Annotated in this window: 14 protein-coding genes; 4 read left to right on the forward strand and 10 right to left on the reverse strand. The window is 69.3% G+C overall.

The features are described 5' to 3' along the window. Positions 1–342: 342 nt before the first annotated feature. Positions 343–672, reverse strand: coding sequence for an EthD family reductase (locus tag VGS97_RS18955; protein WP_326854914.1), 330 nt, complete (start codon positions 670–672; stop codon positions 343–345). Positions 673–816: 144 nt separating this feature from the next. Here VGS97_RS18955 and VGS97_RS18960 point away from each other — a divergent pair, with 144 nt between their 5' ends. Further along, on the forward strand, positions 817–1773 hold the full coding sequence (locus tag VGS97_RS18960; RefSeq protein WP_326854915.1) for an AraC family transcriptional regulator: 957 nt from the start codon (positions 817–819) through the stop codon (positions 1771–1773). 36 nt (positions 1774–1809) lie between these two features. Here the strand turns inward: VGS97_RS18960 and VGS97_RS18965 are convergent, their stop codons facing one another. The 9 genes from VGS97_RS18965 to VGS97_RS19005 all read right to left on the reverse strand — a co-directional run bounded on the left by VGS97_RS18965 (position 1810) and on the right by VGS97_RS19005 (position 12398). Then, positions 1810–3090, reverse strand: coding sequence for an Nramp family divalent metal transporter (locus VGS97_RS18965; RefSeq protein WP_326854916.1), 1281 nt, complete (start codon positions 3088–3090; stop codon positions 1810–1812). A 138-nt stretch (positions 3091–3228) separates the two neighbouring features. Continuing rightward, the gene (gene groL, locus VGS97_RS18970) at positions 3229–4878 is read right to left on the reverse strand and encodes a chaperonin GroEL (RefSeq protein WP_326854917.1); all 1650 of its coding nucleotides are present in this window, start codon (positions 4876–4878) and stop codon (positions 3229–3231) included. A 317-nt stretch (positions 4879–5195) separates the two neighbouring features. Next, positions 5196–6224 carry an NAD(P)-dependent alcohol dehydrogenase gene (locus VGS97_RS18975; protein WP_326854918.1) on the reverse strand — a complete coding sequence of 343 codons (1029 nt, stop codon included), beginning with the start codon at positions 6222–6224 and terminating at the stop codon, positions 5196–5198. Next, positions 6221–7030 carry an iron-sulfur cluster assembly protein gene (locus tag VGS97_RS18980; RefSeq protein ID WP_326854919.1) on the reverse strand — a complete coding sequence of 270 codons (810 nt, stop codon included), beginning with the start codon at positions 7028–7030 and terminating at the stop codon, positions 6221–6223. Before VGS97_RS18980 ends, VGS97_RS18975 begins: the two co-directional genes overlap by 4 nt. Further along, positions 7027–8073 carry an amidohydrolase family protein gene (locus tag VGS97_RS18985; RefSeq protein ID WP_326854920.1) on the reverse strand — a complete coding sequence of 349 codons (1047 nt, stop codon included), beginning with the start codon at positions 8071–8073 and terminating at the stop codon, positions 7027–7029. The genes VGS97_RS18980 and VGS97_RS18985 overlap by 4 nt, the downstream gene beginning before the upstream one ends. A gap of 56 nt (positions 8074–8129) precedes the next feature. Further along, entirely contained in the window at positions 8130–8495 is a 366-nt protein-coding gene (gene mimD / locus VGS97_RS18990; protein ID WP_326854921.1) for a propane 2-monooxygenase effector subunit MimD, read from the reverse strand. Further along, positions 8492–9595, reverse strand: coding sequence for an aromatic/alkene monooxygenase hydroxylase subunit beta (locus VGS97_RS18995; RefSeq protein ID WP_326854922.1), 1104 nt, complete (start codon positions 9593–9595; stop codon positions 8492–8494). Before VGS97_RS18995 ends, mimD begins: the two co-directional genes overlap by 4 nt. A gap of 14 nt (positions 9596–9609) precedes the next feature. Then, positions 9610–10638, reverse strand: a complete 1029-nt coding sequence (locus tag VGS97_RS19000; RefSeq protein ID WP_326854923.1) for an FAD-binding oxidoreductase — start codon at positions 10636–10638, stop codon at positions 9610–9612. A 119-nt stretch (positions 10639–10757) separates the two neighbouring features. Beyond that, positions 10758–12398: a hypothetical protein gene (locus tag VGS97_RS19005; protein ID WP_326854924.1), complete on the reverse strand. Its 1641-nt coding sequence runs from the start codon at positions 12396–12398 to the stop codon at positions 10758–10760. Between the two features lie 184 nt (positions 12399–12582). Between VGS97_RS19005 and VGS97_RS19010 the strand changes: the two genes are divergently transcribed. The 3 genes from VGS97_RS19010 to VGS97_RS19020 form a co-directional block, all read left to right on the forward strand. Beyond that, positions 12583–14418: a sigma-54-dependent Fis family transcriptional regulator gene (locus VGS97_RS19010; RefSeq protein WP_326854925.1), complete on the forward strand. Its 1836-nt coding sequence runs from the start codon at positions 12583–12585 to the stop codon at positions 14416–14418. A gap of 227 nt (positions 14419–14645) precedes the next feature. Then, positions 14646–15053 (forward strand): YciI family protein, encoded by a 408-nt coding sequence (locus tag VGS97_RS19015; RefSeq protein ID WP_326854926.1) that lies wholly within the window; start codon positions 14646–14648, stop codon positions 15051–15053. Beyond that, a partial coding sequence (locus tag VGS97_RS19020) for an RNA polymerase sigma factor (RefSeq protein ID WP_326854927.1) occupies positions 15050–16191 on the forward strand: 1142 nt, incomplete at its 3' end. The genes VGS97_RS19015 and VGS97_RS19020, both read left to right, overlap by 4 nt.

The following is a 16191-nucleotide window of genomic DNA, read 5'->3' on the forward strand; positions in this document are numbered from 1 at the left end:
TCGACCCCGACCCGGAAGCCAAGCTCTACCAGCGGCTGTCGGAACGCTACGACGGCACCGCGGTGACCCCCGCGGACGCCGAACAGCGCGTGGCCATCGCCGTACGACCGACCAAGATCCATCAGCAGTAGACAGACCCGGCAACGCTCGGAGCAGTGAGCAGATCAACTCCCGAATAGCCAGGAACTTTATATATGCGAGACGGGGTCCCGGAAGCTTCTAAGGCTTCTGGGACCCCGTCATACCGGTGGCGCCGCTCCCGTTGCTCAGTGGTCGCTTGGTGAGGACCCTGAGTCGGTGCGGGGGCTTCGCCGTGTTCAGGCCGTGCTACCCGGGGCCGTGCTATCCGGCCAAGGCGTCTTCGAGGACCTCCGCGAATGCGATCACTACGCCTCCGGTGGCGTGCTCGACGGTGGCTTTGACGAGGGGGCCCGCCTCTGCGGCGGCGGCGCTCGCCGCCGCGTAGTCGGCGAAGTACAGGTCCAGCAGCCGGTACGCCGGAGTCGGGCTGCCGTCCTGCTTGGGCCAGACCTTCGACGTCTGGAGTCGGATCACGCCGGGGAGCTTGCGCGCCAGCGCGAGCTGGTCGGCATAGGCTGCCTCGAAGGCGTCCGGATCGGTGGGATTGGAATAGACGAAGGTGATCTTGGTTGGGTTGCCATACTCCGTCATGGCTGGCCTCCTGGCCGTTAGTCTCGGCTGATGCAAGCGAGCGAACCCGGGCTTGGACGACGAGGTCGGCGTGGTCCTAAGCCCTTTTATTCGGTGGTTCCTCTCACTGTTCTTCGATCGTAGTTAGAGGAATGGGCAGCGACCATGACCGCTTCACCGGGAAATCTTGCCGATCGTCCAGAGGCGTCGGCCGACTTGCTTTCGCAGCTGCTGCGCAGCGTCCGCCTGAGCGGAGATCGGATTGTTGCGTACGCACCGCCGCGGACTTTCTCGATCGGCTTCGCCGATACGGGCAGCCTGCACATCATCGAAGAGGGCGAACTCGCGCTTCGGATCGACGCAGACTTGCACGTCGAGTACGTGAGCCGTGGCGATGTGATCCTGCTTCCGCGCGGTGACGCGCACCACATCAGCGACGTGGGCACACGTGCGGACGGGGTTGTGCGTGCCGGTGCAGTCGAGAACGACGCATCCGGGCCCGAGCCCAGGCCCGAGCCCGAACCGGCGCGCTGGCTCTGCGGAACCTTCACGATCGGCGACCCGCAGGCGAGCCATCTGCTCGGGAGCCTGCCACCTGTGATCATCCTGCGCGGCGCCGGCGGTCCGGCGCTCGAAGGGCTCGAAGTCGCCCGCAGGATGATCGTGTTCGAGATGCAGTCGCCCACACAGGGGTCGGCGGTGATGGTCGCCCGCATCCTCGATCTGATCTTCATTCAGATCATGCGCGCCTGGGCCGCCGGCACGGACGTCGAACCGAACTGGCTGGCCGGCGCGTTCGATCCGCAGATCGGCCCGGCGCTGAGCGCCATCCACCGGGACCCCGGCCACGACTGGACGGTCGAGGAATTGGCCCGGGCATGCAACCTTTCCCGGTCGGCGTTCGCCGCGCGGTTCGCCGCTCGCGTCGGGCAGCCGCCGGCCACCTATCTCGCGCACGTACGCCTGGACGCCGCAACCGACCTGCTGCGCGACAGCTCCCTTCCGGTCACGCTCATCGCGAAGAGGGTCGGCTACGAGTCGGAGGCGGCGTTCAGCCGTGCGTTCAAGAGCCGCTATGGAACTGCACCGGCCTATTGGCGACGAGACGTACCAGGCCGCTGATGAACCGCCATACCGTCGGGATCGGGTGATCGGCGCTCATGACAAGGAGCTGACGATGAGCCAGGCGTTGAGTGCGGTGATCAGGACCGTGGCGGCGACGGCGACCGCCACGACGCCCGGGCGGTTGGCGAGGGCGCCCATCAGTCGTCTGTCACTGGTGAAGACGAGCAGCGGCACCATGGCGAAGGGCACCCCGAAGGACACCACGACCTGGCTGACGACGAGGGCGGTGGTGGGGTCGAGGCCGAATGCCAGCGCGGCCAGGGCCGGAACGAGTGAGATGAGGCGTCGCTGCCACAGCGGCATGGACCGGTGCAGGAAACCCTGCATGACGACCTGTCCGCTGTAGACGCCCACACAGGACGAGGCGAGGCCGGAGGCGAGCAGGGCGATGCCGAACACGGTCGCGGTCCAGGCTCCCGAGGAGGCCTTGAAGGCGTTGTAGGCGTCCGGGATCGAGGTCGCGCCGGTCCCCGCGAGCGGCGTCGCAGCCAGCAGCATGGCGGCGTTGATGAGTGCTGCGACGCCCAGGGCGACGGTGACGTCTATCAGGGTCATGCGTACGGCGCGGCGTTTGGCGCCGATGGCGCTGACAGCGCCGACACCGGCGGCGGTATCCGGTGTCGGCGCGATGTCCCGGGCCAGTGCGGAGTGGAGATAGATCGCGTGGGGCATCACGGTCGCCCCGACGATGCCGGCCGCCAGCAGCACGCTGTCGCCGCCGCGGAACGTGGGCACCAGTCCGCGGATCGCGGCGGCGGGGTTCACTCGGGCGTTGAGGGCCTGGTACGCGAAGGCGACCAGCACGACGACGACCAAGGCGATGATGACGGCCTCGAAGCGGCGGCGGCCCTGCTGCGTGAACAGCAGGACCAGCATCATCGCGGCGCCGGTGAGCAGTCCGCCGAGCCACGGCGGGGTGTGGAACAGCAGTTGCAGGCCGAGCGCGCCGCCGATCACCTCCGCGAGGTCGGTGACGATGACGACGAACTCGGCCTGCAACCACAGCCCGATCCTGAGTCGGCGGCCCAGGCGGTGGCGGCACATCTCAGGCAGGCTCATCCCGGTCGCGATGCCGAGCTTGGCGGACAGGTACTGCACGAGCATCGCGACCAGGTTGGCGGCGACGACGACCCACAGCAGCGTGAAGCCGTAGCGGGCTCCGGCGGCGGTGTTGGTGGCGAAGTTGCCGGGGTCGATGTACGCGACCGCGGCGATGCCTGCCGGACCGAGATATCTGGCCGTGTGCCGCAGACGCACGGCCGCGTCGGAGCGGGTGGCGGCGGAAGCGCGGGCAAGGGCGGGTGGGCTGCTCATCAACACGGCGACCGCCTCCTCGTCGCTCGACCAGTAACCAGTAACCAATGACCAGTAACCAATGACCAGTGACCGGTGGGTGCCTGGTCAGTCGCGGCTGGTGGATGGGGGCTGATAGATGAGGGCTGATGGATAGGGCTAGTAGATGTTGGACGGGCGGACCATGCCCTCGGCCAGGTCGCCGAAGCCGGGGGCCACGACGGCCCCGGGGTTCTGGATGATCTCCTCGACGACGAGCGTCTCAGTGGTCAGCAACAGCGCGGCGATGGACGCTGCGCTCTGTAAAGCGCAGCGGGTGACCTTCACCGGGTCGATCACGCCGGCCTCGAACATGTCGGTGTACTCGCCGGTGAGCGCGTCGAAGCCTTGGCCGGCCGGTAGGCCGATCACGTGGTCGTGCACCTGCTGGCCGTCGAATCCGGCGTTGATCGCGATCCAGCGCAGCGGTTCGGCGAGCGCGCGGCGGACGATGTCACGCCCGACGGCCCTGTCGCCGGACAGGTCGAGGCGGTCGAGTTCGAGGGCTGCTTGGGCGAGGGCGGTGCCGCCGCCGGCGACGATGCCCTCCTCCAGCGCGGCCCGGGTGGCGGCGAGCGAGTCCTCGACCCGGTGCTGGATCTCCTTGAGCTCCACCGTGGTCGCGGCCCCGACCCTGATCAGCGCGACGCTGCCGGACAGGCGGGCGATGCGCAGTTGGAGGCTGTCCCGGTCGTGCTCGTTCTCGCAGCGCTCGTACTCGCGCTTGAGCTGCTCGATACGGGCGATCGTGTCCTGCTCCGAGCCGGCGCCGCCGACGAGGGTGGTGCCGTTCTCGGCGACGGTGATCCTGCGACAGCGTCCGAGCTGAGAGAGGCGCACGGATTCCAGGCTGAGCCCGGCCTGGGTGGTCACGACCTGCCCGCCGGTGAACACGGCGAGATCTTCGAGTTCGGCGACGCGGCGGTGCCCGAAGCCGGGCGCACGCACGGCGACGGAGCGGAAGGTGCCGTGCACGTTGTTGGTGACCAGCATGCCGAGCGCGGGGCCGTCGACGGTCTCGGCGAGGACGACCAAGGGGCCACCGGCCCGAGTGACCTGTTCGAGGACCGGCATCAGGGCCCGGACGGTGGTGATCTTCTCGTTCGTCAGCAGGATGTAGGGGTCCTCGAAGACCGTCTCCATCCGGTCCCGGTCGGTCACCATATACGGTGACAGATATCCGTGGTCGAATTCGACGCCGTCGATGAAGGTCACGTCCAGGCCGATGCCGGGTGACTCCTCGACGGTGACCACGCCGGTCTCGCCGACGCGGCCCATCGCGGCGGCGATGACCGAACCGATCTCGGTGTCGTTGTTCGCGGAGAGCGCGGCCACGTGGGCGAGGTCCGCCTGGCCGCCGATCCGCCGGGCCTGACCGGCGAGGGAGCCGACCACGGCTTGGACGGCCTGGTGGATGCCGGACTTGAGCAGCATCGGGTTGGCGCCCGCCTCCACGGCCATGAGCCCCTCGCGGACCAGGGCCTGCGCCAGGACCGTCGCGGTGGTAGTGCCGTCGCCGGCCGCGCCGTTGGTCTTCATGGCGACCTCTTTGACCAGCTGGGCGCCCATGTTCGCGAAGGGGTCGCGCAGCTGGATCTCCCGGGCGATGGTGACGCCGTCGTTGGTGATGGTGGGCGGGCCGGTGAGCTTCTCGATGACGGCGTTGCGCCCCTTCGGCCCCAGCGTCACCTTCACGGCGTCCGCCAGGGCGTTCACGCCCTGCTCCAGGAGCTGCCGGGCTTCGACGTTGAAACGCAGATCCTTGGCCATCTCACTACGTCCTTTCCGGACATCGCTGCGCCGGGCGGCGCTGGAGCAGGGGGCGAAGACGCACGAAGTGTGCGTAGGGTGCGCGAAGGTGCGGCGGCGGCGGCCCGGGGGCGCGGCCCCTGAAGGCGCCCTGAGAGTGAGGACGGGCCGCCGCCACCGCGTTTCGGGCGGTCGGGGTTTCGACTGGCGGGATGTCGGCCGGTCGGGGTTCAGGGTTGGACTGGGCTCAGGGTTGGACTGGGTTCAGGGTCGGACCAGGCTCCTGGTTGGACAGGGTCTCGGGTCGGGCTGGTCCAGGTGCTCCGGGTCCCAGGTGATCAGGGCACGAGGATGGCTCGCCCACGCACCAGCCCGCGGTCGAGGTCGTCCAGCGCTTGGGGCGCCGCCTCCAGCGGGTAGGTGACGGTGTGCAGGGTGACCAGGCCGCGGGCGGCCAGGGCCATCAGCTCGACCAGGTCGGTGTACGAGCCGACCAGGTTGCCGACGAAGTTGATCTCGGTGGAGATGATGTCGATGGTGGGGACGCTGAGCACCCCGCCGTAGCCGATGACGTGGTAGTCCCCGGCGCGGCGCAGCATCCCGACGCCGTCGGCGAGCGAACCCTTCTCGCCGACGAAGTCCAGCACCACCTGCGCGCCGCGACCACCGGCGGTCAAGTCGAGGACGCTCTCGACCTGCCTGCCGTCGACGGGCACCGAGTGGTGCGCTCCCACGGTCTGCGCGAGCACGAGCGCGTCGGGCGAACTGTCCACGACGATCAGCTCCGCAGGGGAGAGCGCACGCAGCACCTGGATGCCGATGTGCCCGAGCCCTCCGGCGCCGATGACCACCGCCCGGTCGCCCGGCCGCAGCCGCGCGGCGGCCTTCTTCGCCGCGTGATACGCCGTCAGCCCCGCATCTGCGAGCGCTGCGACGGCCTCGGGCCGCAGCCCGGGGGCGAGCTTCACCACGGAGCGGGCACTGGTGCGGATCAGCTCGGCGAAGCCGCCGTCGGAGTCGATGCCGGGGAACGCGGAGTTCTCGCAGTGCACGTCGTCGCCGCGCCGGCACGCCGCGCACAGTCCGCAGGTGGCCAGCGGGTGCAGGATCACCGCGTCGCCGACCGCGACGTTGGTGACGGCGCTGCCGACCTCGTGCACCCAACCGGCGTTTTCGTGCCCTTGGATGTACGGGAGCGCGACACCCGATTTGGCCTCCCACTGGCCTTCCACGATGTGCAGGTCCGTGCGGCACACTCCGGCCCCGCCGACGCGGACGATCACGTCGAGCGGCCCGGTGATCTTCGGCTCGGGCACCTCGTCCACGGTCGGGGTGCGATGGTAGGCGTGCAGGCGTACGGCCTTCATCGGATCCCTCCTTCGGGCCGGTCGACGAATCGAACCTCGCCGTCCGAGCCGCTGTCGCCGTCGCCGTAGCGGGCGGCGAGCAGGCCCTGGCAGATCTGGTTGTTGGCGCTGACGCCGACCGCGGTGGTCCGGCAGCGGCGCAGATGGTCCCGCATCGCTTCGGCCGGGACCGGCGCGCCGTGCTCGTCGGTGAAGGCCGGGTCGCCCGCCTCGGCGGTCAGGCCGAGGGTGGTGCGACGGCGGATCAGCTTCGCCGCCTGCGCGCGCGGCAGTTCGCCGAGGGTGGCGCCGGCGATCCGGATGTCGGTCCAGCCGCTCTCCTGGAGCCGGGTCACGGCGCACGCCTGCGCGGCGAGCAGCCCCTTGCGCAGGAATTTCGCACGAAGTTCCTGGAGGCCGTCCGCGTCGGCCAGCAGGGGGAACGCGTCGGCGAAACGCTCGCCGGCCGCGACGCCCCGGTTGATCTCGGCCGCGGCGAAGTGGTCTTCGAGCACGACGGTGACCTGCCGCGACCACGGCAGTGCGGCCAGCGTCCGCTGGCAGTCGTCCACCATCAGCCACGCGAAGTTCGGGGCGCAGAAATAGGTGGGCAGCCGCAGTCGTACCTTCACGTCGGCGTCGCTTACCGTGATGCCGCGGACGAATCCGAGCTCGGTGATCGGCCGGTCCAGTTCGGGATCCAGCACGCCGGCCAGGGCGGCGGCCACCTCGCCGAGGCGCTGCTCGCCGATGCCGATGAGTTCCGTGGCGGAGCCGATGATCTCCGTCTCGGTGCTCAGCGGCACGGCGATGGTGGGGGCGCTCATCGTCCCGCGCCTCCCGCAGCGCTTCCCACCGCAACGCTTCCTACTGCGGCGGGCTCGGCGTGGATCCGCGCGCGCTCGGGGACCTCGATGTCGTACAGCCGGGCCAGGTTCAGCCCGAGGATCTTGCGCTTGACGTCGGTGGTCAGCACCCCGTACTCGGACTGTAGGTCCTCGGGGATCTGGAAGTCGACGAACTGCTCGATCAGCCAGCGCGGGCTCCAGATCGCGTAGTCGCTGCCGAAGCTGATCCGGTCCTCGTCCAGCCAGTAGAGCAGCTCGCCAAGCACCTGCGCGAAGTAGCGCGGCCGCGAGTGGATGAACGGCATGACGACCGACAGGCCCGCGTACACGTTCGGCTCCTGCGTGGCGATCCAGCAGAAGTCCTCAAGCCGCGGCAGCCCGGAGTGCTCCACGATGAAGTTGAGCTCGGGGAACGCGGTCGCCGCGTGGTCGATGTCGGCGACGTCGAAGGCGTCACGGTTCAGCGGCCAGATGGTCGGGCCCTTGTGCACGTGGATGTTGCGGATGCCGAGATCGGCGCACTTGGCCAGGTACTCCTGGGCCATCGGGTCGGTCAGCTTCCAGCCCTTGGAGTCGCCGCGCCACTCCGCGGTGTAGAGCTTGACGCCGCGCAGTCGCCAGCGGTCGGCGAGACGCTCAAGGTCGCCGAGCCCTGCTTCGCCGGCGCGCGGATCCCAGGAGCCGTTGACGATGAGGCGGCCCGGGTGCTTCTCGGCGATCAGCCCGTTGTCCTCGGTGGTGTTGAAGCCCTTGGTGTAGAACTCCGAGAGGTAGGTGGGCTGGAAGATGCCCACGTCCACGTATCCGGTGTCGAACAGGTCGTGGACGAGGTCGCCCTCGGAGTACTTGCGGAACTTCTCCAGCGGCCACACCCACTGCGCCGGGCTCAGGTTGCGCTGGTAGTCGTAGAAGCAGCGGATGAAGCCCTCGCCGTACCGGTTGGCGGTGTTCTGCTCGCTGGCGTCCCAGAAGTGGATGTGGCCGTCGACCACGAAGTAATCCACTCCGTCCTTGCTGTACATGGGAGTACCTGCTCCTCTTCGTGGGGGGGTGGGATGGTGCCGTGTGGACGCCGGGTCTACCGGACCGGCTTGAGGTCGAAGTCGATGTACTGCGCCGCCGCCTCGGGGCTGGCGAAGAGCATGGTCTTGTCGTCGAAGTGGACCATCCGCCCGTAGTGGGTCGACATGATCTCCTCGAAGTCCGACTGGTCGAACTCGAAGCCGATGGCCTCGGTGATCTCGTCGAAGTCGAACAGGAGCGAGCCGACGCCGTCGACGCGGATCATCGACGGGTACTCCTCGACGCTCACGCCGTCCTTGGCCCGCATGACCGCGGCGACGACGTGCCCGTTCTGGTTGTTCATCAGGGTGACGCCACACATGTTGGAGAAGGTGCGGTTGACGTCGAACGCTGAGTTGGCGCTGCTGGTGCTGGCGGTCACTTGTCCAGTCCCTTCGGCTCGGTCAGGTCCAGGTCGGCGAGCACGGAGCGCAGGCCCGAGGCCGCGACCTGGAAGGAGGTGGCGAACGTGACGCTCCGGTCGCTCGGCTGGGACCAGATCGGCTGTAGCGTGCGCGCGGCGGCCACGCTGAGCGGGACCCAGCGCTCCAGCCACTGCTGCAACACCCCGCGGTTGTGCGCGCCGTGCGCCTCGTCCGCGGTCAGCATCCGGAACAGGGCGCGGGTGTAGCGCAGGTCGCGGTCGTAGTCGTGCTCGCCGGTGCCGACCAGCGTCGGGGTGACGTAGTCGTTGTTGCGTGCGGAGACCTGCATCACCAGGTGGCTGCGGAACAGCGCCCCGACCAGTTGCTCGAAGACCACGTTCGTGGCGAACAGCGACTCGGCCCAGTCCTCGATGGCGGTCAGCCGCTCGACGTTCTCGCGCACGCCCTGCCAGACCGGGTCGTGGTGCCATACCTGCTTGTGCGCGGCGCCGTCGAAGCCGATGCCGGCCTCGGAGAGGTCCAGGTTGTACAGGGCCAGGTCCTGGGCGAAGCGCAGCTTGTGCGCGCTGTTCACCGCGATCGCGGTGTTGATCATGTTGGTGGGCGCGGAGCGCTGCTCGGAGGTGAACACGTGCATGCCCAAGCCGTGCTCGGCGTGCATCCACGCGCCGAGGTGCCGTTCCAGGAACGTGACCCAGGTGCCCGTCCAGGTGCTGTAGGCGCCGGCGTTCTTCGCGTTCTGTAGGTTGAGCTGGATCTGCCGCACCACGTTGGAGTTGTTGCGGTAGATCGTCTGCTCCCACTCCTCGTTCGGGTCGAGGAAGCGGTGCCAGTCGGCCGAGCGCAGCCAGGTCCAGTCCTTGGGGTAGCCGCCCTTGCCGTCGGCGAACCCGTAGATCCAGCCCTGGCTCAGGTGCCGTTCGGGATCGGGCTGCACGTCGACGGTGACGTCCTCGTACATGGTCGCCCGCGCCCGCTGCGGGGTGAAGTAGTTGTAGGAGCGGCTTGCGGAGCCCGGGAACTCCTTCAGCCCCGCCTCGGCTCCGGTGAACTCGATGCTCGGGAAGCTCCTCGGGGCCTGCTGGGTGGAAGCCATGAGCGGCACCTCTCTCAAGCGCTAGTCGTGGTGAACTTGTCGTAGAAGATCTGGCTGTCGGGCACGCCGAGGCCGGCCAGCATCGGTAGTGCGGCGTCGATCATCGGCGGGGGGCCGCACAGGTACACGTCGCAGTCGGCGAGGCGGTCCTCCCCGCGGGCGAGCACGTCGGTGACCAGGCCGGCCTCGCCCCTCCAGTCGGTGGGCCGGGACTCCGACAGGCAGGGCACGAACGTGAACCCGGGCAGCCGCAGCGCCAGGTCCATGAGTTCGTCGAGGTGGAACAGGTCGCGCTCGGTGCGGGCGCCGTAGTAGTACACGGCTTCGCGCTCGCTGCCGCTGTCCGCCATCTGCCGCAGCAGCGCCAGGATCGGGGCCATGCCGGCGCCCCCGCCGACGAACACCAGGCGGCGGTCGGAGGCGACGCGCAGGGTGAAGCTGCCGTACGGTCCGCGCAGGTCAAGCCCGTCGCCGACGGCAAGGCCGTTCTCCAGCAGGCCGGAGAACGCGCCGCCCGGGTAGCGCTTGATGATGAATTCGAGGTAGCCGTCCGCCGGGGACGTGTTGGCCATCGAGAACGAGCGGTGCTCGGCGGTACCGGGGACGGTGATGTCCACGTACTGACCCGGGTGGAATCGGAACGGGGACCCGGCCGGCAGCGCCAGCCGCAGCAGGCTGATGTCGTGCGTGAGCTGCGCCAGGTGCGCCACCTCGGCGCGCTCGGCGACCACCGGCAGGCCGGAGCGGATCATGTCCTCGTCGTAGTTGACCAGCTCGATCTCGGTGTCGGCGTAGACGTGCGACCGGCACAGCAGGACGTAGCCCTCGTCCTTCTCGAAGTCGGGCAGGGCGAAGGTGGAGTAGCGGGCCATCTGTAGGTCGCCGTCGAGCAGGAAGGACTTGCACGCCGAGCACTGGCCTTCCTTGCAGCCGTGGATCAGCATCACGCCCTGCCGGAAGGCGGCGTTGAGGACCGTCTCGTCCTCGGCGACGTCGATCTCGATGCCGACGGGCTCGAACCGGACCTTGTGCGTGTCGCCCATGGGTCTGCTTGCTCCTCGCTGATTCTTGGAGGGTCCCCGCCGCGACCGCCGCGACGATCAGGCCGCGGCGGGGACCAGTCTGGGGCCGTGTCCTACCGATCACGACCGGCGGATCGGGCTCAGCCGACCGGGGTGACGTTGGCGTTGGCCCGGTACGCGGCGACGTGCGCCTCGCGCTGCGCGGGCGACATCTGGTTCAGCAGCACGTTGGGGCTGTTGAAGGTGATGCCGCGCATGTCGTCGAGCGTCCACAGCTTCTTCGGGTCGTCCAGGTCCAGGTGCGGCTGCGGGATCAGCGTCCTGCCGTCGTCGCGCACGTAGCCGAGCTTGGCGATGATGTCGGCGAGGTCCTGGCCATGGTGCAGCGTCTCCCACTCCCGCGCGCCGGTCAGCCGGCCCATGTTCGGGGTCGCGCGCCCCTCGTACTCGGGGCGGAACGCCGTCTTGTCGGTCCAGTGGCAGGTCTCGGAGCAGTAGGTGCGCCACTGGTCGTCGACCTCGTCGACGACCATGTCCTCGCGGATCAGGCACGGCACCATGCACGTCCAGCAGCGGTGCGGGTACTCGTACCCGACCTCCTCGAACGCGATCGGCTTGTTGCGCCCCGGGTAGCGCAGCCGGTTGTACGCCTCCCACCAGCGGCCGAACTGGTTGTACCAGCCCGGGTACTTCTCCTCGAACCACTCGAAGTCGCGGTCGGTCATCGGGTCGATGCGCCAGTAGTTGACCGGCCAGCCGGTGGCGAAGAACTGCGCGACCCGGTGCACGTAGTGTTTCTCGTAGATCCGGTTCCACGCCTCCTCGACCAGGTCGTGCGGGATGACCAGGCCGTACTTCTCCAGCGGGATCAGGTAGCTGCGGTAGTAGTCGTCGTAGATCCACCGGCGCCACATCTGCGCGTAGCTGTCGCGGTCCTTGCGCCGGTCCTTGGATCCGTACTCGATGAACGTGCCGATCGCCGCGTCGACGACGCAGTGGTTGTTCCACCACGCGTAGCGCAGATCCCGTTCCAGCAGCTGGCGGTTGTCCTCGTCCGCGAGCGCCATCAGCAGGATCGAGTAGCCGTTGGAGATGTGCCGGGACTCGTCCGACTGCACCGAGTGGAAGACCGTCGGCAGCAGGTAGTCGCCGTTGGCCGCGGCCTCGGAGGGCATCGCGACGAACAGGGTGTTGGTGAACGCGGTCTCCGCGACGACGGTCAGGTAGATGTTCGCGGCCGTGATCGCGTCGCCGGTGATGAACCCCTCGCCGAACTGCCGACCGATGGTGCCCGCGTAGTTGTTCGCGAACGCCTTCTCGGTGATGTCGAACCCGGCGGGGTCGATGTAGTGGTTCATGTACAGGCGCTTGAGGTTCATCTGGATCGTCGAGTGGCGGACCTCGTCGATCATCTGCACAGCCAGGCCGTTGTGGATCTCGGGGTTCGGGACCGCGTCGATCGCCATCGGCATGGCCCGGGCGGCGGAGATCTCCGGGAACGGGATGATCGAGAGGAACAGCTTCTGCCATTCCATCCACCGCTCCTGCACCTGGCGGAACATGTTGCCGCGGATCGCGCCGTCCATCGCGCCGTACACACGGTTGTCCTTCTCCTCCTCCATCGGGAAGTAGGAGCGCAGGATCTGCTTGAGCGGGTCCTTCTTCGGTGCCTTGTCGAACTTGTAGTCGGTGCCGAACCGGTTGGCGGGTGTGGCGAAGGTCGGCTCCCAGGACAGTTCGGTGATCTTCTTGTGCGCCTTGCTCAGACTCTGTCGGCTCACTGCGTGCCTCCTGTGGCGGGGAAGGTGCGCCTTGCGCCACCCATGACAACCCGGCCGGGACGGCCGCGCCGTCTCAATCTGAGACAGCCGGTCAGAGCCCTTTTTCCGCATTCCGTTTACGTCGGGGAAACGACATTGCTACTCTCCGAAAGCAATGGGGTGCGGCCCATGCAGGGAGGCGACAGTGCCGTCGGCCAACTTAGAGAGCCCGGGCCCGCCGGAAGCCGTCATCGTGCCCTCCGGCCGGCTCGCCCGGGCGCGGGAGAAGTTCATCAGCGCCGGCGCCATCGACACCGGGGGCGTGCGGCAGATCATCGCCGCGTCCTGGTCGCGCTCGCGCGACTGGAAGGTCGCGGCCGACCAGATCGAGCTGCCCTACGTGCGCGACCCGGATCCGCACGTCCCGCTGGTCCACAGCGCGGGCCCGGTGCTCAAGCGGCTGACGGAGCAGACCGCCGACTCGGCGGTGAGCATCATCCTCACCGACGCCCAAGGCGTGGTGCTTGACCGCCGTACCGGCGACCCCGAACTGCGGCGGGAGCTCGACCGCGTGCAGCTGGCCCCCGGATTCAGCTACGCGGAGCAATTCGTCGGCACCAACGGCATAGGCACCGCGCTGGAAGGCGGCCAGGCCACCGGCGTCTTCGGGCACGAGCATTACGCGTCGAACCTCGAAAGCCTCGGCTGCGCCGGCGTGCCCGTCCGCCACCCGCTCACCGGCCGCCTGCTCGGCGTCCTGGACCTGACGTGCTGGAGCGAGGACGCCGGCCCGCTGCTGCTCGCGCTGGCCCGCAACACCGCGCAGCACATCGAGCGGGAACTGGTCACCCACACCGGGCTGCGGGAGACCGCACTCCTGCACGCCTATCTCAAGGCCACCAGGCGTCCCGGGCGCATCGTGTTCGCCCTGACCACCGACGTCGTCATGATGAACGACCACGCCCGCGACGCCCTCACGCCCGCCGACCAGGCGGCCCTGCTCGCCTGTGCCGCGGAATCGGCCGGCCCGCTCCAGGAGCCGCAGCAGCGCGGCGCCGTCGACGAGGTCGAACTGCCCAGCGGCACCAGAGCCAGGCTCGCCCGGCAGGTGGTGTACGTGGGTTCCACGCCGGTCGGAGCGGTCGTCGAGGTCCGCCTCTGCGAACCCGACCCGGCGGCCCGCACCGCCGCAAGCCCGGCGGGCATCGTGCTTCCGGGCGTGGCAGGTTCCTCGCCCGCATGGCGGCGGGCCTGCGACGAGACGGACCGGCACTACACGACCGGCCAGTGGGTGACCGTCCGGGGCGAGGCGGGCACCGGAAAGCTGGCGCTGCTGCGGGCCGTGCACCTGCGCCACGACCCGGCCGGCCGCTTCCGCGTCCTCGACGCCGAGCACGCCACCCGTCCGTCCGAGTTCCTCGCCGCCGTGCAGCGGGAACTGCGCGACCGGCCGAGCACGCTCGTCCTGCGGCACATCGACCGCCTCTCCCCCGCCGCCGGCCGCGCCCTGACCGCCGTCCTCCAGCAGGCGCGGCAGGAGGGCGCCAGGAACGGGCACCGGCACTGGATCGCCGCCACGCACACCCTGGCGCTCGCCGAAGAGCAGAGCGAGTTGCTCGGCGTCTTCGCGGGAACGGTCGAGGCGCCCGCGCTGCGCCACCGCATCGAGGACCTGCCCGAGCTCGTCCCCTACCTGCTCAGGTCCCTGTCGTCCGCCACGAACCTGACGTGCTCACCGGCCGCGCTGCAATTGCTCATGCGCAACGCCTGGCCCGGAAACGTGACCGCGCTGCGCTCGGCCCTCGCCACCGTCGTCCAACACCGTCGCACCGGCGCGATCCAGCCGGACGACCTTCCGGCGCACTGCCGCAGCGCCACCCGGCGCGTGCTCTCGCCGCTGGAAGCCATGGAACGTGACGCGATCGTGCAGAGCCTGATCAACGCCTGCGGCAGCCGATCCGGCGCCGCGACCGCGCTCGGCATGTCCCGGGCCACCATCTACCGCAAGATCCGCGAGTACGGCATCGACTTGCCGCGTTGACGGCTCTGCGAACTCGGCCGGGGACCTCGTGTGCGGCTGCGGGCTCGTCCGCCGCCGCGTCGGCCGGCCCTACACCGCAGCCACGGCCGAGTTCCGAGAGCGGAGACAACCCGGCGGAGACAACCCGGGTGAAGAATCCGGGCGGCGATGTCGAGAACGCCCGGCCGGCTCCGTCTCCGCGGTGAACGCGGCCACAATGGGTCGCAACAGCGCTCAGGAGAATCACGATGGCCAAGTACTTGCTGCTCAAGCACTACCGCGGCGCCCCGGCTGCGCTCAACGACGTGCCGATGGACCGGTGGACCGAGGCGGAGATCTCGGCCCACATGAAGTACATGAGCGACTGGGCGGCCCGGCTGGAGGCGACCGGCGAGTTCGTCGACGGCCAGGCGCTCGCCCCCGAGGGCACGTTCGTCCGCTACGGCGGCGAGGGCCGCCCGCCGGTCACCGACGGCCCGTTCGCCGAGACCAAGGATCTGATCGCCGGCTGGATGGTGATCGACGTCGACAGCTACGAGCGCGCCCTTGAGCTGGCCGGGGAACTGTCGGCCGCTCCCGGCGCGGGCGGAAAGCCGATCCACGAATGGCTCGAACTGCGCCCGTTCCTGGCCTTGGCGCCCACGGTAACCGAGTGAACGAGTCGCTGCTGCGGGAGCTCGTGCCCGCGGTGATCGCCATCCTCGTCCGGCGCGGAGCCGACTTCGCGTCGGCCGAGGATGCGGTGCAGGAGGCGCTGATCCGCGCGCTGGAAACCTGGCCGGACGATCCGCCGCGCGATCCGAAGGCCTGGCTCGTCACGGCCGCCTGGCACAGGTTCCTCGACGCCGCGCGCTCCGAGGCGTCGCGGCGGGGGCGCGAACTCGCCGTGCAGGACGCGCCTTCCGCCGGTCCGGTGCCCGCCGTGGACGACACGCTCCGGCTCTACTTCCTGTGCGCCCACCCCTCGCTGGCCCCGGCGTCCGCGGTCGCGCTCACGCTGCGCGCCGTCGGCGGCCTGACGACCCGCCAGATCGCCCAGGCCTACCTGGTACCCGAGCCGACCATGGCGCAGCGCATCAGCCGCGCCAAACGCACCGTCTCCGGCGTGCGGCTCGACCGGCCCGGTGACGTCGCGACCGTACTGCGCGTCCTCTACCTGGTCTTCAATGAGGGCTACAGCGGCGACGTCGACTTGGCCGCCGAAGCCATCCGGCTCACCCGACAGCTCGCGACCATGATCGACCACTCTCCCTCTTCGAACTCGACCACGGCTGGCAGCGCAGGGTCGGTTGACGCGCAGCGGCGGACGAGCCTACAGCCGCACACAAGGCCAAGGCCGAGTTCGGAGAGCCATGATCCCGAGGTGGCGGGCCTACTCGCCCTCATGCTGCTCCACCACGCCCGGCGCGCCGCCCGGACCGCACCCGACGGCAGCCTGGTTCCGCTCGCCGAACAGGACCGCACCCGATGGGACACCACGCTGATCACCGAAGGCGTCGAGATCCTCCAGACGGCGCTGGCCCGCGACCGACTCGGCGAGTTCCAGGCCCAAGCCGCCATCGCCGCCCTGCACGCCGACGCGCTCACCGCCGACGAGACCGATTGGGTGCAAATCGTCGAGTGGTACGACGAACTCACCCGCCTGACCGACAGCCCGATCGTCCGGCTCAACCGAGCGGTCGCCGTCGGCGAGGCCGACGGACCGCGCGCCGGCCTGGCGGCACTTGCGGCACTGGACCCGTCACTGCCCCGCTATGCCGCGGTGGCCGCATACCTCCACGAACGCGACGGCGA

The organism is Actinocrinis sp., from assembly GCF_035946395.1.
Lineage (GTDB): Bacteria > Actinomycetota > Actinomycetes > Streptomycetales > Catenulisporaceae > Actinocrinis.

Excerpts from the sequence above, each read along its gene's own strand:
- VGS97_RS18965 (WP_326854916.1), bottom strand. The coding sequence starts at position 3,090 with ATGAGCAGCCCACCCGCCCTTGCCCGCGCTTCCGCCGCCACCCGCTCC.
- VGS97_RS19000 (WP_326854923.1), bottom strand. The coding sequence starts at position 10,638 with ATGGGCGACACGCACAAGGTCCGGTTCGAGCCCGTCGGCATCGAGATC.
- VGS97_RS18975 (WP_326854918.1), bottom strand. The coding sequence starts at position 6,224 with ATGAAGGCCGTACGCCTGCACGCCTACCATCGCACCCCGACCGTGGAC.
- VGS97_RS18995 (WP_326854922.1), bottom strand. The coding sequence starts at position 9,595 with ATGGCTTCCACCCAGCAGGCCCCGAGGAGCTTCCCGAGCATCGAGTTC.
- groL (WP_326854917.1), bottom strand. The coding sequence starts at position 4,878 with ATGGCCAAGGATCTGCGTTTCAACGTCGAAGCCCGGCAGCTCCTGGAG.
- VGS97_RS19015 (WP_326854926.1), top strand. The coding sequence starts at position 14,646 with ATGGCCAAGTACTTGCTGCTCAAGCACTACCGCGGCGCCCCGGCTGCG.
- VGS97_RS18960 (WP_326854915.1), top strand. The coding sequence starts at position 817 with ATGACCGCTTCACCGGGAAATCTTGCCGATCGTCCAGAGGCGTCGGCC.
- VGS97_RS18985 (WP_326854920.1), bottom strand. The coding sequence starts at position 8,073 with ATGTACAGCAAGGACGGAGTGGATTACTTCGTGGTCGACGGCCACATC.
- VGS97_RS18980 (WP_326854919.1), bottom strand. The coding sequence starts at position 7,030 with ATGAGCGCCCCCACCATCGCCGTGCCGCTGAGCACCGAGACGGAGATC.
- VGS97_RS18955 (WP_326854914.1), bottom strand. The coding sequence starts at position 672 with ATGACGGAGTATGGCAACCCAACCAAGATCACCTTCGTCTATTCCAAT.